The 19,646-nt window shown below is 71.5% G+C and carries 21 protein-coding genes; 14 read left to right on the plus strand and 7 right to left on the minus strand.

The window, feature by feature from the left end; translation table 11 throughout:
* Positions 1 to 155: 155 nt before the first annotated feature.
* The 8 genes from ACZ7CF_RS27595 to ACZ7CF_RS27630 all read left to right on the plus strand — a co-directional run bounded on the left by ACZ7CF_RS27595 (position 156) and on the right by ACZ7CF_RS27630 (position 5,342).
* Positions 156 to 629, plus strand: a complete 474-nt coding sequence (locus ACZ7CF_RS27595) for a hypothetical protein (RefSeq protein ID WP_360392229.1) — start codon at positions 156 to 158, stop codon at positions 627 to 629.
* Positions 630 to 678: 49 nt separating this feature from the next.
* Positions 679 to 1,443 (plus strand): LLM class flavin-dependent oxidoreductase, encoded by a 765-nt coding sequence (locus ACZ7CF_RS27600; RefSeq protein WP_470370920.1) that lies wholly within the window; start codon positions 679 to 681, stop codon positions 1,441 to 1,443.
* Between the two features lie 78 nt (positions 1,444 to 1,521).
* Entirely contained in the window at positions 1,522 to 1,959 is a 438-nt protein-coding gene (locus ACZ7CF_RS27605) for an SRPBCC family protein (RefSeq protein WP_458431004.1), read from the plus strand.
* 54 nt (positions 1,960 to 2,013) lie between these two features.
* Positions 2,014 to 2,757, plus strand: a complete 744-nt coding sequence (locus tag ACZ7CF_RS27610) for an ABC transporter ATP-binding protein (RefSeq protein ID WP_470370921.1) — start codon at positions 2,014 to 2,016, stop codon at positions 2,755 to 2,757.
* Positions 2,754 to 3,722 (plus strand): ABC transporter permease, encoded by a 969-nt coding sequence (locus ACZ7CF_RS27615; RefSeq protein WP_360392217.1) that lies wholly within the window; start codon positions 2,754 to 2,756, stop codon positions 3,720 to 3,722. The genes ACZ7CF_RS27610 and ACZ7CF_RS27615 overlap by 4 nt, the downstream gene beginning before the upstream one ends.
* Positions 3,723 to 3,766: 44 nt before the next feature.
* The gene (locus ACZ7CF_RS27620) at positions 3,767 to 4,144 is read left to right on the plus strand and encodes a GntR family transcriptional regulator (RefSeq protein WP_360392215.1); all 378 of its coding nucleotides are present in this window, start codon (positions 3,767 to 3,769) and stop codon (positions 4,142 to 4,144) included.
* A 34-nt stretch (positions 4,145 to 4,178) separates the two neighbouring features.
* Positions 4,179 to 5,039, plus strand: coding sequence for an ABC transporter ATP-binding protein (locus ACZ7CF_RS27625; RefSeq protein ID WP_470370922.1), 861 nt, complete (start codon positions 4,179 to 4,181; stop codon positions 5,037 to 5,039).
* A 105-nt stretch (positions 5,040 to 5,144) separates the two neighbouring features.
* Positions 5,145 to 5,342, plus strand: coding sequence for a GIY-YIG nuclease family protein (locus tag ACZ7CF_RS27630; protein WP_470370923.1), 198 nt, complete (start codon positions 5,145 to 5,147; stop codon positions 5,340 to 5,342).
* A gap of 57 nt (positions 5,343 to 5,399) precedes the next feature.
* Here ACZ7CF_RS27630 and ACZ7CF_RS27635 read toward each other — a convergent pair whose 3' ends face one another.
* The 3 genes from ACZ7CF_RS27635 to ACZ7CF_RS27645 are packed head-to-tail and all read right to left on the minus strand — an operon-like array spanning position 5,400 to position 8,040.
* Entirely contained in the window at positions 5,400 to 6,938 is a 1,539-nt protein-coding gene (locus tag ACZ7CF_RS27635; protein WP_470370924.1) for a phytoene desaturase family protein, read from the minus strand.
* Positions 6,935 to 7,798: an NAD-dependent epimerase/dehydratase family protein gene (locus ACZ7CF_RS27640; RefSeq protein ID WP_360392203.1), complete on the minus strand. Its 864-nt coding sequence runs from the start codon at positions 7,796 to 7,798 to the stop codon at positions 6,935 to 6,937. The genes ACZ7CF_RS27635 and ACZ7CF_RS27640 overlap by 4 nt, the downstream gene beginning before the upstream one ends.
* A complete protein-coding gene (locus ACZ7CF_RS27645) occupies positions 7,795 to 8,040 on the minus strand; it encodes a hypothetical protein (RefSeq protein WP_470370925.1) in 246 nt (81 codons plus the stop codon). Before ACZ7CF_RS27645 ends, ACZ7CF_RS27640 begins: the two co-directional genes overlap by 4 nt.
* Before the next feature lie 203 nt (positions 8,041 to 8,243).
* Between ACZ7CF_RS27645 and ACZ7CF_RS27650 the strand changes: the two genes are divergently transcribed.
* Positions 8,244 to 9,479 (plus strand): ABC transporter substrate-binding protein, encoded by a 1,236-nt coding sequence (locus tag ACZ7CF_RS27650; protein WP_470370926.1) that lies wholly within the window; start codon positions 8,244 to 8,246, stop codon positions 9,477 to 9,479.
* Positions 9,480 to 9,575: 96 nt separating this feature from the next.
* Here ACZ7CF_RS27650 and ACZ7CF_RS27655 read toward each other — a convergent pair whose 3' ends face one another.
* A complete protein-coding gene (locus tag ACZ7CF_RS27655) occupies positions 9,576 to 11,909 on the minus strand; it encodes a Tex family protein (RefSeq protein ID WP_470370927.1) in 2,334 nt (777 codons plus the stop codon).
* A 48-nt stretch (positions 11,910 to 11,957) separates the two neighbouring features.
* Between ACZ7CF_RS27655 and ACZ7CF_RS27660 the strand changes: the two genes are divergently transcribed.
* A complete protein-coding gene (locus tag ACZ7CF_RS27660) occupies positions 11,958 to 13,052 on the plus strand; it encodes an alkaline phosphatase family protein (RefSeq protein WP_470370928.1) in 1,095 nt (364 codons plus the stop codon).
* Positions 13,053 to 13,097: 45 nt separating this feature from the next.
* Positions 13,098 to 13,958: a patatin-like phospholipase family protein gene (locus ACZ7CF_RS27665; protein WP_360392189.1), complete on the plus strand. Its 861-nt coding sequence runs from the start codon at positions 13,098 to 13,100 to the stop codon at positions 13,956 to 13,958.
* Here the strand turns inward: ACZ7CF_RS27665 and ACZ7CF_RS27670 are convergent.
* Together ACZ7CF_RS27670 and ACZ7CF_RS27675 are read right to left on the minus strand one after the other, a co-directional pair.
* Complete coding sequence (locus ACZ7CF_RS27670; RefSeq protein ID WP_470370929.1) at positions 13,903 to 15,099, minus strand: RNA polymerase sigma factor; 1,197 nt, start codon at positions 15,097 to 15,099, stop codon at positions 13,903 to 13,905. The two genes, ACZ7CF_RS27665 and ACZ7CF_RS27670, sit on opposite strands and share 56 nt — an antisense overlap.
* Before the next feature lie 5 nt (positions 15,100 to 15,104).
* Entirely contained in the window at positions 15,105 to 15,512 is a 408-nt protein-coding gene (locus tag ACZ7CF_RS27675; RefSeq protein WP_470370930.1) for a YciI family protein, read from the minus strand.
* Between the two features lie 114 nt (positions 15,513 to 15,626).
* Here ACZ7CF_RS27675 and ACZ7CF_RS27680 point away from each other — a divergent pair, with 114 nt between their 5' ends.
* From ACZ7CF_RS27680 to ACZ7CF_RS27690, 3 genes are read left to right on the plus strand one after another with little or no spacing between them, the layout of a single operon-like run.
* Positions 15,627 to 16,199 carry an RNA polymerase sigma factor gene (locus ACZ7CF_RS27680; RefSeq protein WP_470370931.1) on the plus strand — a complete coding sequence of 191 codons (573 nt, stop codon included), beginning with the start codon at positions 15,627 to 15,629 and terminating at the stop codon, positions 16,197 to 16,199.
* Positions 16,196 to 17,074, plus strand: coding sequence for a hypothetical protein (locus ACZ7CF_RS27685; protein WP_360392178.1), 879 nt, complete (start codon positions 16,196 to 16,198; stop codon positions 17,072 to 17,074). The genes ACZ7CF_RS27680 and ACZ7CF_RS27685 overlap by 4 nt, the downstream gene beginning before the upstream one ends.
* 52 nt (positions 17,075 to 17,126) lie before the next feature.
* Positions 17,127 to 18,032, plus strand: a complete 906-nt coding sequence (locus ACZ7CF_RS27690) for an alpha/beta fold hydrolase (RefSeq protein WP_470370932.1) — start codon at positions 17,127 to 17,129, stop codon at positions 18,030 to 18,032.
* Positions 18,033 to 18,034: 2 nt separating this feature from the next.
* Here the strand turns inward: ACZ7CF_RS27690 and ACZ7CF_RS27695 are convergent, their stop codons facing one another.
* Entirely contained in the window at positions 18,035 to 19,429 is a 1,395-nt protein-coding gene (locus tag ACZ7CF_RS27695; protein ID WP_360392172.1) for a WS/DGAT/MGAT family O-acyltransferase, read from the minus strand.
* Between the last annotated feature and the right edge of the window lie 217 nt (positions 19,430 to 19,646).

Raw genomic sequence — 19,646 nt, forward strand, 5'->3', positions numbered from 1 at the left:
CCATGGCCGGTGCTCCGGTCCTGCTCGGTGGTGACGACCCGATTCGACCCCGCACCGCCAAAAAACGGCCAAAGAACGGCCGAACACCGCGTTAGGCCTTCCTTTACCGCCCCTGCCTAGCTTTCGCGCCACCATAGGGCTGAAGGAGAGACAGCATGTTCGCACGCACGATCGCCGCTGTGGCCGCGATGCTCGCGGCCCTGGTGATGGGCGCGTCCGTCGCATCGGCGGCCCCGGCCAAGTACACGCACTCGCAGGCGACCGCACAGCTGAGCGCGGCCGGCATCACCTGGTCCTCCAGCGGCGGCTGCAGCGACCGGAACAGGTCGAACTGCACGTCGTTCGAGCAGGTGAACCAGACGACCATCGCGGGAGCCAAGACGTTCAAGAGCGCGACGGGCTGCGCGCTGAACATCACCGGCGGCACCGAGACCGGGCACGCGTCGGGCACCTACTCGCACTGGAACGGCTACAAGCTCGACTACTCGCTGTCGAGCTGCGTCACCAACTACATCAAGTCCCGGTTCTCGTCCATCGGCGGCAACAAGTGGCAGTCGAGCTCGGGCAACGTCTACTACCTCGAGTCGAACCACTGGGACGTGACGTACTACAACTGCGGCGGGTGCTGACCCGCGCCGTTGTTGCCGATCGGGCCGCGGGGCCGGTAGTAGTTGTCGGGTGATCACACTCGGCGCCGTCTACCGGCCCCAGCTGCCGCCCGAACGCCTGCGACCCGTCGTCCTCGCCGCGGAGGAGTCCGGGTTGGACTCGCTGTGGCTGTGGGAGGACTGCTTCCTGGAGAGCGGGATCGCCGCCGCCTCCGCCGCGCTGGCGTGGACGGAACGGCTGAACGTCGGCGTGGGGCTGCTGCCGGTGCCGCTGCGCAACGTCGCGCTGACCGCGATGGAGACCGCGACGCTGGAGCGGATGTTCCCCGGCCGCGTCACGATCGGCGTCGGGCACGGCGTGCAGGACTGGATGGGCCAGGTCGGCGCGCGGGTGTCGTCGCCGCTGACGTTGCTGCGCGAGTACACCGGTGCGCTGCGGGCGTTGCTGGCGGGCGAGCGGGTCACCACGTCCGGCCGGTACGTGTCGCTGACGGACGTGGCGCTGGACTGGCCGCCCGCCGCACCGGTGCCGGTCTACGTCGGCGGCCTCGGACCGAAGACCCTGGGACTGGCCGCGGAGATCGGCGACGGCACCATCCTCGACTCGTCGGCGGACCTGGAACGGGTGCGGTCGGTCCGGTCCTCCCGCGAGCACCCGGTGGTCGTCTACGTGGAGACCGGCTCGCGCGACCGCGGGCACGTGACCGAGCTGGTGGCGTCGATGGCCGAGGCGGGCGCGTCGAGCGTGGTGCTGCAGCAGCCGGCGGCCTGCGAGGACCCGGAGGGGTTCGTGCGGTTCGTGGCGTCCGTCGCCGCCTCTCGCCCGACGGGGTGAGCCGGAGGTGGCCGCGTGCTCGGTCGCAAGAACCGCCACGCGGCGCATCGCTTCCTGATTACGGGGTACCTCTCCTGCGTGGCTGAGGTATCACTGGACATTGAGGCTCCCATCGACACGGTGTGGGCGTTGCTCGCCGACGGCTGGTCGTACGCGGCCTGGGTGGTCGGCGCGTCGCACATCCGCGACGTCGACAGCGGCTGGCCGTCGCCCGGTACGCGCATCCACCACAGCGTCGGGCCGTGGCCGCTGACCATCGAGGACACCACCGAGGTCGTCACCTGCGAACCGAAGCGCCTGCTGGAGCTGGACGCGCGGCTGTGGCCCGCCGGTGCGGCCCGCATCACGTTCACGCTGGTGGCGCGCTCGGAGACGGTGACGGAGGTGCGGATGGCGGAGAAGGTCGTGCGCGGGCCGTCGGCGCTCATGCCGTCGTTCGCGCAGGACGCGCTGCTGACCCCGCGCAACCGGGAGACCCTGCAACGGCTCGGGGCGCTCGCGAAGGGCAAGAGCTGACCCTTTCAACACCCTTTCACTAGTTACCTAGGTAAAGGGTGCTAGCGTGGCGGCATGCGAGAAGGTCAGCACCCGCCGGTCGTGGCGGAGCAACTGGGGAAGAAGTACCCGAGGGGCTGGGCGTTGCGGGACTGCACGCTCACCGTCCCCGCCGGGCGCGTCGTCGCGCTCGTCGGACCGAACGGCGCGGGCAAGAGCACGCTGATGGGCCTGCTCACCGGGCTGCTGCGGCCGACGGAGGGCCGGATCGCCGTCTTCGGCGACGTGCCCACCGGCCGCGGCATGCACCCGGCCGTCGCGTTCCTGACCCAGGCCAAGCCGCTGTACCCGCAGTTCACGGTGACCGAGACGCTGCGCTACGGCCGCACCGCCAACCCCGCGTGGGACCAGGGCTACGCCGAGGAGCTGGTCGAGAACGCGCAGGTGCCGTTCGCGGCGAAGATCGGCACCCTGTCGGGCGGGCAGCGCACGCGGGTGGCGCTGGCGCTCGCGCTGGGCAAGCGGCCGCGACTGCTGGTGCTCGACGAACCGCTCGCCGACCTCGACCCGCTGGCGCGCGAGGCGGTGCTGGCGACGCTCGTGCACGAGTGCCGCCGGCAGGGGATCACCGTCGTGCTGTCGTCGCACGTGCTGGCGGAGCTGGAGGACGTGTGCGACCACCTCGTGCTGCTGATCGGCGGGCGGGTGCGGCTCGCCGGTGACGTCGACGAGCTGCTGCGCGCCCACGCCGGACGGCCGGGGCTGGAACGGCTGAGCCGGTTGGCGCTCGCCTACATGCGCGAGGAGGTGGCGGCATGACCTGGGTCGTGTGGCGCCAGCAGCGGCCCGTGTTCGTCACGTTCGCCGCGGGGCTGCTCATCGGCGCGGTGGTCGTCCTGCTGCTGCGCTCGGCGACGCTCGCCGACCTCACCGCGCGCAACCTCCTGGACTGCGTGGACAAGGGCCTGGAGGCCTGCCGCGGCAACGCCGCGACCGAGTTCCAGACGACCTGGTACGACCGGATGCACCTGGCGCAGGGAGCGGTGGTGGCGTTGCCCGCGCTGATCGGCGTGTTCGTCGGCGCACCGCTGTTCGCGCGCGAGTTCGAGCAGGGCACGCACGCGCTCGCGTTCACGCAGTCGGTGAGCCGCACCCGATGGGTGGCGACCAAGTTCCTCGTCGCGGCACTGCCCGCGCTGGCCTTCGTGGTGGCGTTCCAGGTCCTGGTGCACAGCTGGCTGGACGTCGCGGGGCAGCTGGGACCGTTCTCGACCGGGCCGTACTACTTCACGAACTTCGAGTCCGACGGCGTCTCCCCGCTCGCGTACGCGGTGTTCGCCTACGCGCTGGGCATGTTCGCGGGCGCGGCGTCCCGCCGGACGCTGGTCGCGATGACGTTGACGCTCGGCGTCTTCGTCGTGGTGCGGTTCGTGCTCACCGGGCTGCGCGAGTTCATGATCGCGCCGACCCGGATCGTGTCGGACGACCCGACGAACCCGGTGGTCGCCGAACGCGGCCCGCTGTACGTCGACGGCGGCTACCTCGACGCGTCCGGTGCGGTCGTGGTGGACGCGTCGTCGAAGCTGAACTGCGCCTCGCCCGACCCGGACGAGAGGGTGGACCTGCTGGCCTGCTACCGGCGCAACGGCATCGAGAAGGGGTACGCCGACGTCATCCCGGTCGACCAGGTGACCACCCTGCACCTGCTGGAGGCGTCGGTCTTCGCGGGGCTCGCGGCGGTGTTCGTGCTCGGCGCGGTGTGGGCCGTCCGCAGGCAGACGTGACGGACGGCGATCAGGAGGCCGGGTGGGCACCTATGCTGAGCGGCGTGATCGAGTTTCGCATCGATCGGCACTCCGGGGTGTCCACCTATCTCCAGATCGCCGCACAGGTCAAGCAGGCCATGCGCATGGGGGTGCTGGGCCCCGGTGACAAGCTGCCGACGGCACGGGAGGTGGTGGAGGCCACCAGGGTGAACCCCAACACCGTGCTGAAGGCGTACCGCGAGCTTGAGCACGAGGGCCTCGTCGAGGGCCGCAGGGGGATGGGCACCTTCGTCACGGCCTCGCTCGCCACCGACGCGGCGAAGGCCGGTGCGCCGCTGCGGCAGGACCTGGAGCTGTGGATGGACCGCGCGGTGGGCGAGGGCCTGTCCGGCGACGAGGTCGACGCGCTCTACACGGACGTGCGTTCGACGCGCTTCTAGTGTCCACTCAGGACGTTCTACTTGGGAGAGCGGGATGAACTCAGCTGCGGTGTGCGCCGAGGGCGTGGCGAAGCACTTCGGCCGCACGAAGGCGCTCGACGGCTGCACGTTCACCGTGCCGGAGGGCAGCGTCACCGGGCTGGTGGGACCGAACGGCGCGGGCAAGAGCACGTTGCTGTCGCTGCTCGCCGGGCTCACCAAGCCCACTCACGGCACCGTGCGCGTCCATGGCACCGAGGTGCGCGGCCGGATGCACCCCGACGTGTCGCTGCTGACCCAGCGCCGCCCCCTCTACGACCGGTTCACCGTGCACGAGATGATGCGCGCGGGCGCGGCGATGAACGACCGCTGGTCGGCGGACCGCGCGTTCGAGGTGCTGGACCTGCTGGCGGGCGTGGACAAGGACGCGCGCGTGGGCACGTTGTCCGCCGGCGCGCGCACGCAGGTCGCGATCGCCATGGCACTCGGCAGGCTGCCGAAGGTGCTGCTGCTCGACGAACCGTTGTCCGACCTCGACCCGTTGGCACGCGACGAGACCGTGCGCATCGTCATGACCGAGGTCGCCGAACGCGGCACGACGGTGATCCTGTCGTCGCACCTGCTCGGCGACCTCCGCGACGTGTGCGACCACCTGCTGCTGCTCGACGAGGGCCGGATGCAGCTCGCGGGCGACATCGAGGAGGTGCTGGCCGGGCACCGGGTCCTCGTCGGTCCCGCCGGCCTCGACCTGCCCGCCACCGGTGTCGTCGACTCGTCGCGCACACCGCGCCTGACCACCGCGCTGGTGCGCGGCGACAGCGTGCCGGACGGGTGGGAGGCGGACGTGCCCGACCTGGAGGAGCTGGTGATGGGGTACCTGCGGGCCTCACGGGCCCGCAGGTCGGCCCGTCAGTAGATCGTCCGTTCGGGTGAGTTCGCACAGTCGGTCCAACAAGCCGACGGAGCCTCGCGATGACGTCGGCACCAGTCGTACGCGCAGGTCCGGCAAGAGGTCGACCGCATGCGCGCTGAACTGGCAGGACTGCACCAGGAGTTGACCGATCGCAGGGGCAACCGCGTGAACATGCGCCGGGAGTTCTTCTACGCCACTCCGGAGGAAGTGCGTGAACTGCTCAAGAAGCACTCCGGACAGGTGCTGGAGTACGTGCTCGAACCGGAGGCGACCGAACACCGGCAAAGCCTGGTGGTCCAGGCGTAGCGCCGAGGCAACCGGAAACGCGGGTCACCCGGAAGCCCGGACCACCAGGTCGGCCCGTCAGTAGATCGCCCTGTGCAGTCCCTGCACCAGCATCCGGTACAGCTCACCCGCCGCACCGTGCCGCGCCAGCACCGCCCGTGCCGCGTTCGCCCCGGCCGCGCCGTGCACGCCGCCGCCCGGCCACGCCGACGAGCCCGTCAGGTAGAGGCGGTCGAACGGGGTGTCCGCGCGGCCCAGGCTCGGCACCGGCCGGAACACCAGCTGCTGGTGGATGGCCGCCGTGCCGCCGTTGACGGTGCCGATGTCCTGCGGGCCCAGCACCGACCGCGCGATGATGCGGTCGCGGAAGCCGGGTGCGCGTTCCTCGATGACCTGCTCGACGCGGTCGGCGCGGCGCTTCAGCCGGTCCGGTGTCCAGGTGCCGCCCAGCGGGACGTGGGTGTACGCCCACGCCGCCTCGGTGCCCGCGGGGGAGCGGGTCGGGTCGGTCGTCGTCATCTGGCCGATGATCGAGAACGGGGTGCGCGGCACCTTGCCGCACGCGAGCTCGTGCGCGAAGCCGGCCAGGCCGTTGACGTCGCCTCCGATGTGGACGGTCCCGGCCTGCGCGGCCTCCTGGTTGGTCCACGGGATCGGGCCGGACAACGCCCAGTCGATCTTGATCGTGTCGCCGTCCCACTGGAACCTCTTCAGGTCCTCGGCGAGCCGGCCGGGCAACGCGTCCGCGCCGATCAGGTCCAGGTACAGCCGCGGTGCGGGAACGTCGGCGAGAACGGCTTTCCGCGCGCGCACGGCCGTTCCGTCTTCGAGACGCACACCCACGGCCACACCGCGCGCGTGCAGCACCTCGGTCACCCGCGCATTGGTCTCGATGCGCCCGCCGAACCTCCGCACGAGCGCCGCGCTCAGCTCGCCGGCACCGCCGCGGGGCACCGGGTTGCCGACCTCCTGCCCGAGCATGGCGAGCAGCCAGCCGAAGCCCGCGCCACCGGCTTGGTCCGGGCCGAGGTCGGTGTGCATGGCGTTGCCCGCCAGCAACACCCGCGCGCCCTCGCCCTCGAACAGCTCCTCGCCCAGCCGCCGCACCGGCAGCGTGAGCATCCGCACGAGTCGCAGCGCGTCACCGATCCCGGCGGTGCGCAGCAGCGACGCACCCCCTCGCACCGGGGGGAACGGGCGCAGCAGCGACTCGATCACGGGGCCGCGCACCTTGCGCCACTGCTCGTAGGCCGCCTGCCACGCGTCGGCGTCGCCGTGGGCGAACGAGCCCACCGACTTCGCCGTCGTCTCGACGTCCCGCGACAGCAGTGCGACCCGGTCGTCGGGCAGCACGTGCGCGAGGACGGCCGGTGCGTGCTCCCACCGCACGTCCAGGTCCAGCGCGGCGATGACCGGCGAGCCCAGCCCGAGCGGGTAGAACGCGCTGTAGACGTCGTTGGTGAAGCCCGGCGCCGTGGTCTCGGCCGACGTGACGGCACCACCGGGGGTGCCGCGCTGTTCCAGCACCAGCACGTCCCAGCCCGCGTCCGCCAGCAGTGCCGCGGCGACCAGCCCGTTCGGTCCGGAGCCGATGACGACCGCGTCGACCTCGTTCACGCACGCCTCCCCATTGCCGTGACCACCTCGCGCAGCACGTCGCGCGCATCGTGTTGTGGCCACCATCCCAGATCCTCCTGCGCGCGGGTGCAGCGCACGAGCGGAGCCCGGTCCGCCATCCGGACCCACTCCGGCGTCAGCGGCTGCAACCCCAGCCGTGCCGTCGCGCCCGCCAGCCGTTCCACCACCGGGTAGGGCAGCGGCACCCGGCCCGGCCCGACCAGGTCGGCGATCATCGGCGCGGTCAGCACCGGTTCGGCGGCGAGGTTGAACGCGCCGTGCGCCTGCTGCTCGATGATCTCGACGATCGCGCGCGCCACGTCGTCGGAGTGCACGAGCTGCAACCGCAGGCCGTCCCACAACGGCAACGGCAGCAACGGCAGCAACTTCGGTGACACCAAAGGGCCCAGCAGCCACCGTCGCAGCTGCTGCGCCGCCGACGCCTGCCCGATGCCACACGGCCTGATGACCGTGCACGGCAACGGATAGCGCCGGACCATCTCTTCGAGCTTGACCTTGTGGGCGCTGTAGGTGCTGCCCGGGATTCCGGTCAGCGTCCACGACTCGTCGACCCGGCCCCAGCGCGGTGCCGGTGCGTACGCGGCGACTGACGACGCGCAGACGAGGTGCTTGACGTTCTCCTTGACGCACGCGGCGAGCACGTGTTCCGTGCCGTCGACGTTGGTCTCCTTGTGCGTGGGCTTCACCGCCCACGCGAGGTGCACGACGACGTCCGCGCCGCTGATGGCGTCGCGCAACGCCGAAAGCGTCCGCACGTCGACGCCCACGTCCTCGAAGTCGAGGTGGCGGCGCAGCGCCGTGCCGACGTTGCCGGAACCGCCGGTGACGACGACCCTCACCTGAACACCGCGACGCGGGGCCGGGACCGGGTCGCCTCGGCCGCGCGCACCGTGCGCGCCAGCTGTTCGAGCTGCTCCATCTCGTAGGCCTTGCGCAGGTGCCGTTCCCGCCAGTCGTCCTCGGTCCGCGACTGCACGACCGGTTCGCCGCCCGGCCAGACCATCGCGTTCTCATCCCCGGCGGGCACCTGCGCGACCAGCGTTCCGAGGTCCCCGCTCTGCGTGATCACGTCGTCAGCCATGAGGGACGGGTACCCGCAACTCCGCCGGTGAAGCGCGTCTCATTTCGTTCGGGGCCGAAGGTCTAGCACAGCGCGTGGTCGGACGGCAGTCACCTGAACCCTGCGCATCTGTGTTCCGCACCACTTAGAGAAGCGATATGAGACAACGAAACCAATACTGAGCTACCGCTCAGTACGTTCTGGCCCCTGACAAGGACTCCTGCATGCCCTTCCGCCGCGCACTGCCCACCGCCGTCGCGCTCGCCGTCCTCGCGGCCGGCTGTGGCGCTTCGAGCGACGAGAAAGCCCAGGTCAAGACCGGGCCGGGAGTCACGGACGACACGATCTCGCTCGGCATCCTGTCGGACATGACGGGGCCGTTCAAAGCGTCCGCGCTGACCAGGATCAAGGGCTACGAGCTCTACCTGGACCAGGTGAACCAGCGCGGCGGGATCTGCGGGCGCCGCATCGAGCTCAAGCAGCGGGACCACGCCTACGACGTGCAGAAGGCGCTCGACAGCTACTTCGAGCTCGAACCGCAGGTCCTCGGCCTGCTGGAGCTCGCGGGCACCCCGATGACCGCGGCCATCGAGCCGGACATCATGCAGACCCGCACCCTGACCGCGCCGGCCTCGTGGTCGGCGCAGCTGCTCGGCAACCCGCACATGATGATCGTCGGCACCACCTACGACCTCGACGTGATCAACGGCCTCGACCACTACAAGCGCCGCGGTGTCATCAAGGACGGCGACACCATCGGCCACGTGTACGTGCAGGGCAGCTACGGCGACAACGCTGTGGAAGGCAGCGAGTTCGCCGGTAAGCAGTGGAGCATGCCGGTCGCCAAGCAGGCGATCACCGAGACCACCGCCGACCTGAGCACCCAGGTCGCCGCGCTGAAGGCCGCGGGCGCCAAGGCCGTCGTCCTGAGCACCACACCCGCCCAGACCGCCGCCGCCGTGGGCGTGGCCGCCGCGCTGAAGTGGGACGTGCCGTTCATGGTCAACGTCGTCGGCTTCGACCCGGCGATCCTCAAGTCGCCCGTCGCGGCCGCCGTGCAGAAGCAGGTGTCGGTCGTGACGTCCGTGGCGCCGTTCACCGGCACCGCCCAGGGCCCGCGCGAGGTCGCGGCCGCGTTCACCCGGCGCTTCCCGAACGACGAGCCCGCGATCTACGTCGACCACGGCTACACCGTCGCGATGGTGTTCCTCGCGGTGGTCGAGAAGGCGTGCGCGAACGGTGACCTCACCCGTGACGGGCTGCTCAAGGCGTTCCACGACACCAACGGCCTGGACACCAAAGGGCTGACGAGCCCGCTGCACTACTCGCTGGTGGGACGGCCCTCGGCGACCCAGTCGTACATCACGAAGGTGGACGCGTCGGCGCCCGGCGGTCTGACGACCGTGGAGGACCTGTTCGAGTCGGAGCTGGTGAAGGCAAAGGGCACCAGGGCCAAGTAACCCCGGTACCCACCCCTGCTTGTTGGGACGTCTGCAAGTACTGCCGACCTGAAGTCGGTGGTACTTGCAGACGCCCCTTCCACATGCCGGGCCGGGCTACTTGCCGAAGCCGGCCTTGCGGAGCGCGTCCGCCATCGAGCCGCTGGCCGGCGGCGGGGAGCTGCGACGGTCGTTGCCGCCGCCGCCGCCACCGCCACCGCGCTGCGGGCGACGGTCACGGCCACCGCCGCCACCGCCTCCGCCGTGCTGCTTCGGCGCCGGCTTGCCCGGCTCGTCGGTCAGCCGCAGCGTCAGCCCGATCCGCTTGCGCGCCTCGTCGACCTCCAGCACCTTCACCCGCACCACGTCACCGGACTTCACGACGTCGCGCGGGTCCTTGACGTAGGTGTTGGACAACGCGGAGATGTGCACGAGACCGTCCTGGTGCACACCGATGTCGACGAACGCGCCGAACGCGGCCACGTTCGTGACGACACCCTCCAGCACCATGCCCGGCTTCAGGTCGGCGATCTTCTCGACGCCGTCGGCGAAGGTCGCGGTCTTGAACGCCGGACGCGGGTCGCGGCCCGGCTTCTCCAGCTCCCGCAGGATGTCCGTGACCGTCGGCAGGCCGAACTTGTCGTCGACGAACGTCTCCGGCCGCAGCTTCGTGAGCACCGCGGTGTTGCCGATCAGCTCGGTGCCCGCCTGCTGCTGCATCTTGCGCACCACCGGGTAGGCCTCGGGGTGCACGGAGGAGGCGTCGAGCGGCTCGTCACCGCCGCGGATCTTGAGGAAGCCCGCGCACTGCTCGAACGCCTTCGGGCCCAGGCGCGTCACGTCCTTCAGCGCCGTGCGGGTCTTGAACGGGCCGTTCTGGTCGCGGTGCAGCACGATGTTCTCCGCGAGACCGGCGGTGATGCCGGAGACGCGGGTCAGCAGCGGCACCGACGCGGTGTTGAGGTCCACGCCGACCGCGTTCACGCAGTCCTCGACCACCGCGTCCAGCGAGCGCGACAGCTTCGACTCCGACAGGTCGTGCTGGTACTGGCCGACGCCGATCGACTTCGGGTCGATCTTCACCAGCTCGGCCAGCGGGTCCTGCAGGCGCCGCGCGATCGACACCGCGCCGCGGATCGACACGTCCAGGCCGGGCAGCTCCGACGACGCGTACGCCGACGCCGAGTACACCGACGCGCCCGCCTCGGACACGACGACCTTGGTGAGCTTCAGCTCGGGGTGGCGCTTGATCAGGTCGGCGGCCAGCTTGTCCGTCTCGCGCGAGGCCGTGCCGTTGCCGATCGCGATCAGGTCGACGTCGTGCGCCTTGGCCAGTGCGGCGAGCTTCGCGATCGACTCGTCCCAGCGGTTCGCGGGCACGTGCGGCTGGATCACGCCGTGCGCCACGACCTTGCCGGTGGCGTCGACGACCGCGACCTTCACACCGGTGCGGTAGCCGGGGTCGAGGCCCATGGTGGCGCGGGTGCCGGCGGGAGCGGCGAGCAGCAGGTCGCGCAGGTTCGACGCGAACACCTTCACGGCCTCGTCCTCCGCGAACGCCCGCAGGCGGCCGCGCAGGTCGATGCCCAGGTGCACGAGGATCCGCGTCCGCCACGCCCAGCGCACCGTGTCGGTGAGCCACTTGTCGCCGGGACGGCCCCGGTCGTCGATGCCGAACCGGGCGGCGATGCGCACCTCGAACGACGACGGACCGCTCTCGACCGGCTCCTCCGGTTCGAGGACGAGGTCGAGGACCTCCTCCTTCTCACCGCGGAACAGCGCGAGGATGCGGTGCGACGGCAGCTTGGTGAACGGCTCGTCGAACGCGAAGTAGTCCGCGAACTTCGCGCCCTCGGTCTCCTTGCCCTCGCGGACCTTCGCCACGACCCGGCCGCGTGTCCACATCTGCTCGCGCAGCTCGCCGATCAGGTCGCCGTCCTCGCCGAACCGTTCGACCAGGATGGCCCGCGCGCCCTGCAGAGCGGCCGCCGCGTCGGCGACCTCCTTCTCCGCGTCGACGTACCCGGCCGCTTCTTCCTGCGGGTTCAGGTTCGGGTCGCCGAGGAGCGCGTCGGCCAGCGGTTCGAGGCCCGCCTCCCGCGCGATCTGGGCCTTGGTGCGCCGCTTCGGCTTGTACGGCAGGTAGAGGTCCTCGAGCCGGGCCTTGGAGTCCGCGGCGAGGATCTGCGCTTCGAGCGCCTCGTCGAGCTTGCCCTGCTCGCGGATCGAGGTGAGAACCGCCGCACGGCGCTCCTCCAGCTCGCGCAGGTAGCCGAGCCGCTCCTCGAGCGTGCGCAGCTGCGCGTCGTCGAGACCGCCGGTCGCCTCCTTGCGGTAGCGGGCGACGAACGGGACGGTCGCGCCACCGTCGAGCAGTTCGACAGCAGAGCTGACCTGGCCCGAGGCCACACCGAGCTCGTCAGCGATCTTCTGGTGGATGAGCGTTGTCACAGCGGGTCATTGTGCCCTTCGCCGGATTCGGCGTGGCACGGTGGCCCGATGAGCATCGCCGAGGTCGTTCCCTCGCTGCTGGCCGGGCTGGACGTGCCCGGCTGCGACAACACGCTCGACCTGCCCGCCTCCCGCAGGGTCTGCCTGCTGCTCGTCGACGGGCTGGGTCACCACCTGCTGCGCGCCCACGCCGAGCACGCGCCGTTCCTGAGCTCGCTGGCCGGTCGCGAGATCGACGCGGGCTTCCCGTCCTCGACCGCCACCAGCCTCGCCTCGATCGGCACCGGCCTGCTGTCCGGCGAGCACGGCATCGTCGGCTACACCTTCGAGACCGGCGGCGAGGTGCTCAACGCGCTGTCGTGGACCCGGCACGACGACCACCACCACGACCTGCGCAAGACCCTCGTGCCCGAGGTCGTGCAGCCGCACCCCACGACGTTCGAACGCGCGGCAGCCGCCGGTGTCGCGGTCAGCACGGTGGCGCCGATGGTCCAGCGCGGCAGCGGCCTGACCCGCGCGGTGCTGCGCGGCTCCTGGTTCGTCGGCGCGGCGGGCTTCGGCGACCTGGCCCTCGGGGCGGCCGCGGCGCTCACCGCGGACCGCGCGTTCTGCTACGCCTACCACGCGGACCTCGACACGATCGGGCACGTTCACGGGCCCGGTTCCGAGCAATGGCTGCTGCAGCTGGAGTTCGTGGACGCGCTGGCCGCCCGGATCGCCGAGCGCCTGCCGGCCGGGTCGGTGCTCGTGGTGACCGCGGACCACGGCATGATCACGGCGGGGGAGCGGATCGACTTCGACACCGAACCCCTGCTGTGGGAGGGCGTCCGGCTGATCACGGGCGAACCGCGGGCGCGCAGCCTGCACGTGTCCGGCCCCGTCGACGAGGTCGTGTCGGTGTGGCGGTCGTTCCTCGGCTCCCGCGCGGAGGTGCTGACCCGCGCCGAGGCCGTGGCCGCCGGCTGGTTCGGCCCGGTCGCGCCGATCGCCGCGGACCGCATCGGCGACGTCGTGGTGGCCATGACCGGTGACGCGGTGCTGGTGCGCGGCCAGGCCGAACGGCGGTTCTCGGCGTTGAACGGGTTCCACGGCTCGCGGACGCGCGACGAGGTGGCGATCCCGTTGCTGTGGCTCTCTTCGTAGCTTCAGTGTCGGCCGAAACCAGAGTTCCGCCCTAGGATTTTCGTCGTGACGATCGAATTGCCAGGACCAGTGGGCTTCGTGCTCGGCGGTGGCGGGAGCCTGGGCGCGGCCCAGGTCGGCATGCTCCGCGCGCTGCGCGAGCACGGGGTGCGCCCGGACCTGGTCGTCGGCACGTCGGTGGGCTCGGTGAACGGCTCCCTGCTCGCACTGGACCCCGACCGGGCCGCGGAACGCCTCTTCGCGCTCTGGCAGGGCATGACCCGCCAGCGGGTGTTCCCCGGCGGCCCCCTCGCCCAGCTGAGGTCGTTGCGCGCCAACAAGACCTACCTCTTCCCGAACACCGGCCTGGCCGGCGTGCTCGCCGGTGGTCTCGACGGCACCACGACGTTCGAGGGCCTCTCCCTCCCCTTCGGCGCGGTGTCGGTGGACTGCGTGACCGGCGAGGCCGTCAACATCACCTCCGGCGACCTCGTCCCCGCGATCCTCGCGAGCGCCGCGATCCCCGGCGTCTACCCGCCGGTGAGGATCGCCGACCGCGTCCTCTACGACGGCGGCGTGCTGGCCAACGTCCCCATCCGCCAGGCGCTCGCGATGGGCGCGCAGTCCCTGGTGGTGCTGGACTGCGCGTTCCCCGGCCACCTGCCGACCGTGCCGGAGACCCTCGCCGAGACCCTGCTGTTCTGGGCCACGCTGGGCATGCGCAACCAGGCCGTGCTGGAGGTGGAACTGGCCTCGCAGCAGGTGCCGGTGCTGTACCTGCCCGGTCCGCCCGTGCAGGCCGTGACACCGCTGGACTTCTCGCACACCGCGGAGCTGGTGGAGGCGTCCTACGTGGCCTCGGCCGCGTTCCTCACGTCGTTGGAGTTCGGCGGGATCGGGCTGTACGGGCACCCGTCGCACGCCTGACGCCCCTGCGCAGCGCGTTCACCCGAGCGGCCTCCCTGGTCAGGTGGTGCCGCTCGGCCAGGTTCGACGCCGCCTCCGCCGCCTCCGCGTACAACCGCGCCGCCTCGTCCAGGTCCCCGGCCTTCTCCCGCAGGTACGCGGAAACAGCCGCATACCGCGGCAACGAGGGGTCCACAGAGGACAACGCGGCCAGTCCAGCGGGTGCCCCGTCCGCCTCCCCGACGGCCACCGCGCGGTTCAGCAGCACGACCGGGTTCGGCGTGAGGGCGGCCAGCTCGTCGTACCACTCCACGATCTGCACCCAGTCGGTCTCCGCCGCGGTCCGCGCGTCGGCGTGCAGGGCCGCGATGGCCGCCTGGGCCTGGAACTCGCCGAGGCGGTCGCGGGCCAGCGCCGCCTGCAGGACCTCCACGCCCTCCGCGATCAGGGCCACGTCCCACAGCGAGCGGTCCTGGGCGGCGAGGGGGATGAGACCGTCGGGGCCGGTGCGGGAGGCGCGGCGGGCGTGGTGGAGCAGCATCAGGGCCAGCAGGCCCGCGACCTCGGGGTGGTCGAAGGCGGTGTGCAGCTGCCGGGTCAGGCGGATGGCCTCGGCGGCCAGGTCGACGTCGCCGGAGTAGCCCTCGTTGAACACCAGGTAGAGGACGCGCAGGACCGTTGCCACGTCGCCGGGGCGGTCCAGGCGGGCCGCGGCGATCGTCTTCTTCGCGCGGCTGATGCGCTGCGCCATCGTCGCCTCGGGGACGAGGTAGGCGGTGGCGATCTGGCGGGTGGTCAGGCCGCCGACGGCGCGCAGGGTCAGCGCCACGGCCGAGGACGGGGACAGCGACGGGTGGGCGCACAGGAAGTAGAGCCGCAGCGTGTCGTCCGCGGTGGGCACGTCGCCGGGTGGGGGCTCGTCGAACACCGCGTCCTCGCGGCGGCGGCGGGACGACTCGGCGCGGGCGGTGTCCAGGAAGCGGCGCCACGCCACCGTCACCAGCCAGGCCCTGGGGTCGCGCGGCGGGTCCGCCGGCCACGAGCGCAGAGCCTCGACCAGGGCGTCCTGGACGGCGTCCTCGGCCGCCGCGAAGTCGGCTCCGCGGCGGACGAGGACGCCGAGCACTCCCGGCGTGAGGCTTCGGAGCTGGGAGAAGTCCACGGCCGCTACTCCGTGATCGTCGGCTTCACGCCGTAGAACGGGCGCAACTCCAGCCACTCGTGGATCGGCCTGCCGCCGGCGCCGGGGGCGGCCGAGAGCTCGCCGGCCAGTTCGACGGCGCGGGCGTGGCTGTCCACGTCGATGACCATCCAGCCGGCGATGAGGTCCTTCGTCTCGGCGAACGGGCCGTCGGTGACCGGCGGGCGGCCCTCGCCGTCGTAGCGGACCCAGGTGCCCTCGGGGGACAGGGCGTTCTCGTCGACGAACTCGCCGGTCTCGCGGAGGCGGTCGGCGAAGTCGCCCATGTACCGGACGTGCGCGGTGACCTCCTCGGGCGTCCACTGCGCCATCGGGACGTCGTTCACCGCCGCCGGCGCGCCGCGGTAGTGCTTGAGCAGCAGGTACTTGGCCATCAGGATCTCCTTCGAGTACGTCGGTCGCAACGGGGACGGAGCCGGCCGGCCGTTCTCGACATCATCCAGAAGTTCTTCTGCCAACACCTGCGGACCCTGCGGACACGAGTGGGCATGACGACCGAAGACCCTGACGACCGGGCGCTGTGGGCGCAGGCCGCCGGGGGCAGTGCGCACGCCTTCGGGGTGCTGTTCGACCGGCACGCCAGAGCGGTCTACAACCACTGCTTCCGGTTGACCGCGTCGTGGGCGGCCGCCGAGGACCAGCTGCAGGCGACGTTCCTGCTGGCCTGGCGCAAACGCGACCAGGTGCGGCTGGAACGCGAGTCCGCGCTGCCGTGGCTGCTCACCGTCGCGACCAACGTGGCCCGCAACGAGCGGCGGTCGTTGGCGCGCCGGCTGCGGCTCGCGCGGCGGGCCCACGACCCCGGCCACGTGCCCGACCACGCCGACCGGGTCGCCGGCCGGGTCGACGACCAGCGGCGGATGGCCGAGCTGCTCAAGGCCGTCGAGAAGCTGCCGCGCAACGAACGGGAGGCGCTCGCGCTGTGCGTGTGGTCCGGCGTGTCCTACGCCGACGCCGCCGCCGTGCTGGGCATCACCGAGGGCAGCGTGCGGGCTCGGGTCAGCAAGGCCAGGTCCCGGCTCAAGCAGAGCGAACTCGTGAACGCAGGGGAGGACCGATGACGAACGTGCTGCCACCCGACCGCGACCTGCCGCCCGGCCGCCAGGCGCGGATCAGGGCCGATCTCGAACAGGCGGTCTCCGGCCGCCCGCGCCGGCGGCTGCTGGTGCCGGTCCTCGCCGGGGCGGCCGCGGTGGCCGCCGTGGTCACGAGCGTCGTGCTGCTGGACCCGAAGACCCAACCGCCGCAGCCGGCCGTGCACGTCACCGACTCGCCGGCACCGGAACCGGCGCCGCGCGACACCTTCGGCCTGCGACCGGATCAGGTCACCCGGATCGAACAGGGTTGCGCGCGGGACGCGAAGGTGACCGAGCCGCTGCGGCTGGACAACTACGGCCAGGACGAGGGAGGCCGGTGGGCGCTGCTCTACACCGCCAAGGCCGCCGTGTGGTGCGAGATCGGCCGCGGTGGCGAGGAGTACGGCGCGAGCGGGCCCAACGCCCTCCACGTCGACTGGCTGGCCGGGGACTACTCCACCCACGTCGGCGGGGTGCAGCCCGGCGGTGACACGCACCCGTTCAGCCCCGCGCTGGCCGGTGCGCCCGGCTACCGCTTCCGCGCGGGCCGCGTCGGTTCGTCCGTCGCGCGCATGACGTGGCGCGACTCCGAGGGCGCGACCGGCGAGGTCAAGATCGCCAACGGCACCTTCGTGCTGCGCCGCCTGCACCCGTCCACCTGGAGCGGCGGCGGTCGCCCTGGCGACTTCCTGGTGGTGCAGGCTTACGACGCGGCGGGGAAGCCGCTCGACCCGGACAGCGACGGCGAGGGCAAGTGCTGGGTCGTGCCGGGCACGAACGAGGCGATCCCCGACTTCCGGCCGGTCGAGGAAGCGGAGCAGGACGGCCGCAAGTGTCAGCCCGCGCGACCGTGGAAGTGATGCCGCCGACGGGCGCTACCGGTCGGTAGCGCCAACCGACATACTGGTTGGTATGACGATAGTGGCCCAGTTCGGCGGCACCAGCCGGTACGCAGACCTCGACGGACCCGTGCACTGGGTCGACTTCGGCGGACCGGAGGACGGTCCGCGGGTCGTCCTCGTGCACGGGCTCGGCGGCTCGCACCTCAACTGGGTGCTGCTCGCGCCGCTGCTCGCCGAGAAGGCCCGCGTCGTGGCCGTCGACCTCGCCGGACACGGCCTGACGCACCCGGAGGGCCGCGGGACCACCGTTCAAGCCAACGCGCGGCTGCTCGGCCGGTTCCTGCGGCACGTCGTCAAGGAACCGGCCGTGCTCGTCGGCAACTCCATGGGCGGCCTGATCTCCCTGCTGCACACCGCGCAGGACCCCGACCTGGTCACCGGGCTCGTGCTGGTCGACCCCGCGCTGCCGATGGTGTTCGGCACCCGCCCCGACCCGACGATGCTCAGCACGTTCTTCCTGTACTCGGTCCCCGGTCTGGGCGAGCGGTTCATGGCCCGCTCCAGGGCGGTGTCACCGCGCCGGCAGGTCGACCGCGTGCTGGAGCTCGTGTGCGCGGACCCCACGACCATCCCGGAGGAGCTGAAGCTCGCCAGCGAGCACCTCATCGGCGAACGCGCGAAGGTCGAGGGCCTCGACGCGGCGTTCCTCGCGGCCGCGCGCAGCGTCGTGGTCACGACGTCGAAGCGCGGCGCGTACTTCGCGGCCATGGACAAGATCCGGGTGCCGGTGTTCCTGATGAGCGGCGACCGGGACCGGCTCGTCAACGTCGCGGCGGCCCGGTACGTGGCGCGCCGCCGCCCGCACTGGCGCTACGACGAGTTCGAGGGCGTCGGTCACGTGCCGCAGATGGAGATCCCCGACGTCGTGGCCGAGCGGGTCCTGGACTGGATGGCGGCCAACCGGCTCGGTAGCTGACCTCAGCGCTGGTCTTCCCGTTCGGCGGCCAGCGCCACCAGCTCGTCGAACCCGGCGCGGATGCCGTCGGCCAGCAGCTGCACGTCCGGCACGCCGTCGAAGTCGGCGTTGATGCCGAACGTGAACCTGTCCAGGTAGGAGAAGATGCCGACGGTGATCCGGATCGTCGAGGCCACCGGCACGTACGGGAACATCTCCACCAGCGGGCGGCCGAGCAGGTAGAGCGGGATCCGCGGGCCCGGCACGTTGGTCGTGACGGTCTGCAGGACCTGCTGGGGGAACCGCATGGCGGTGCGCGAGCCGAGCGCCATCAGCGTGGGCGCGGCGAAGTTGCTCAGGTTCGTGAGCACGTCGGCGCCCGCGGCCTGGCGGGAGCTCTTCAGGTCGTCCATCTGCGCGCGGATCGACGCGAGCCGCCGCACCGGGTCCGCCTCGCCGACGGGGAGGTTCACCAGCACGGCGCTGACGCGGTTGTTGAGCTCGTTGTGCTGGTCGGCCCTGCGCATCGACACCGGCACCATCGTGCGCACGACCATGCCGTCGGTCAGCTCGCCGCGCTTCTCCAGCAGGTCGCGGAAACCGCGCGTGACCGCGGTGAGGATGACGTCGTTGACCGTGCCGCCGGCGGCACGGCGGATCTGCTTGATCTCGGCCAGGTCCGCCCGCGCCCACACCCAGCGGCGGTGCGGGCCGATCGGGCCGTTGAGCGACGTGGCCGCGCTCGTCAGCAGGCGGCGCGCGGTACCGGGAAGAGAACCGAGAACGGACTTGCCGAAGTCGACGATCTCGCTGAACGACCGCAGGTTCCGCGCGAGCGCGGGCAGTGCGGCGAGGTGCTGCACCGGGGTCACCACGGCGTCGCGCACACCGTCGACGACGAGATCGAGGGTCGAGGGCTGCTGCCGCGGCGTCCACTCCTCCGGCTCCGGCAGCTCGCCCTCCTTCCGGAAGTCCAGGATGAGCTGCAGCATGTCCGAACCGGACACCCCGTCGATCATGCAGTGGTGGACCTTGGAGATGATCGCCCAGCGACCGCCCTCCAGGCCCTCGACGAGCCACGCCTCCCACAGCGGCTTCGTGCCGTCGAGCCTCTGCGCGAAGATCCGGCCCGCGAGGTTGCGCAGCTGGTCCTCGCCGCCCGGCGACGGCACCGCGGTGTGCCGCACGTGGTAGAGCACGTTGAAGTGGTCGTCGTCGACCCAGACCGGGCGGCCGACGTGGAACGGCAGCGCCTTCACCTTCTGCCGGTAGCGCGGCACCTGGTCCATGCGCGCCAGGAAGAGGCGGATGACGTCGCCGTAGGACGGCACCGGGCCGTCGAAGACCAGGACGGAACCGACGTGCATCGGCACGTTCTCGTCCTCGATGAAGTAGAAGCCTGCGTCGAGCGAGCTCATCCGGTCCACTCGGGGAACACTAGAGGAGCACTCCGTCTCAATCGACGTCCATGCAGGTGAGAGGCACTGCACAGCGGTGAGGTTGCCGACGCGTCACCTCCGCGTGGCGAATCGAGACTCGAAAGTGCTGGCAAAAAGATCGATCACGAAACATCATGGACACACCGGGCGGAGCCGCTCGGGGCGCCGGCTCGGGGTTGTCGACGTGTGGGGAGGC

It is taken from the genome of Lentzea sp. NPDC036955 (assembly GCF_055608005.1).

What these genes read in the sequence shown, in the direction of transcription:
- ACZ7CF_RS27675 (WP_470370930.1), bottom strand. Translation starts at nt 15,512, where the DNA reads ATGGCCAAGTACCTGCTGCTCAAGCACTACCGCGGCGCGCCGGCGGCG.
- ACZ7CF_RS27680 (WP_470370931.1), top strand. Translation starts at nt 15,627, where the DNA reads ATGACGACCGAAGACCCTGACGACCGGGCGCTGTGGGCGCAGGCCGCC.
- ACZ7CF_RS27690 (WP_470370932.1), top strand. Translation starts at nt 17,127, where the DNA reads ATGACGATAGTGGCCCAGTTCGGCGGCACCAGCCGGTACGCAGACCTC.
- ACZ7CF_RS27595 (WP_360392229.1), top strand. Translation starts at nt 156, where the DNA reads ATGTTCGCACGCACGATCGCCGCTGTGGCCGCGATGCTCGCGGCCCTG.
- ACZ7CF_RS27630 (WP_470370923.1), top strand. Translation starts at nt 5,145, where the DNA reads ATGCGCGCTGAACTGGCAGGACTGCACCAGGAGTTGACCGATCGCAGG.
- ACZ7CF_RS27660 (WP_470370928.1), top strand. Translation starts at nt 11,958, where the DNA reads ATGAGCATCGCCGAGGTCGTTCCCTCGCTGCTGGCCGGGCTGGACGTG.
- ACZ7CF_RS27695 (WP_360392172.1), bottom strand. Translation starts at nt 19,429, where the DNA reads ATGAGCTCGCTCGACGCAGGCTTCTACTTCATCGAGGACGAGAACGTG.
- ACZ7CF_RS27645 (WP_470370925.1), bottom strand. Translation starts at nt 8,040, where the DNA reads ATGGCTGACGACGTGATCACGCAGAGCGGGGACCTCGGAACGCTGGTC.
- ACZ7CF_RS27610 (WP_470370921.1), top strand. Translation starts at nt 2,014, where the DNA reads ATGCGAGAAGGTCAGCACCCGCCGGTCGTGGCGGAGCAACTGGGGAAG.
- ACZ7CF_RS27650 (WP_470370926.1), top strand. Translation starts at nt 8,244, where the DNA reads ATGCCCTTCCGCCGCGCACTGCCCACCGCCGTCGCGCTCGCCGTCCTC.
- ACZ7CF_RS27685 (WP_360392178.1), top strand. Translation starts at nt 16,196, where the DNA reads ATGACGAACGTGCTGCCACCCGACCGCGACCTGCCGCCCGGCCGCCAG.
- ACZ7CF_RS27615 (WP_360392217.1), top strand. Translation starts at nt 2,754, where the DNA reads ATGACCTGGGTCGTGTGGCGCCAGCAGCGGCCCGTGTTCGTCACGTTC.
- ACZ7CF_RS27625 (WP_470370922.1), top strand. Translation starts at nt 4,179, where the DNA reads ATGAACTCAGCTGCGGTGTGCGCCGAGGGCGTGGCGAAGCACTTCGGC.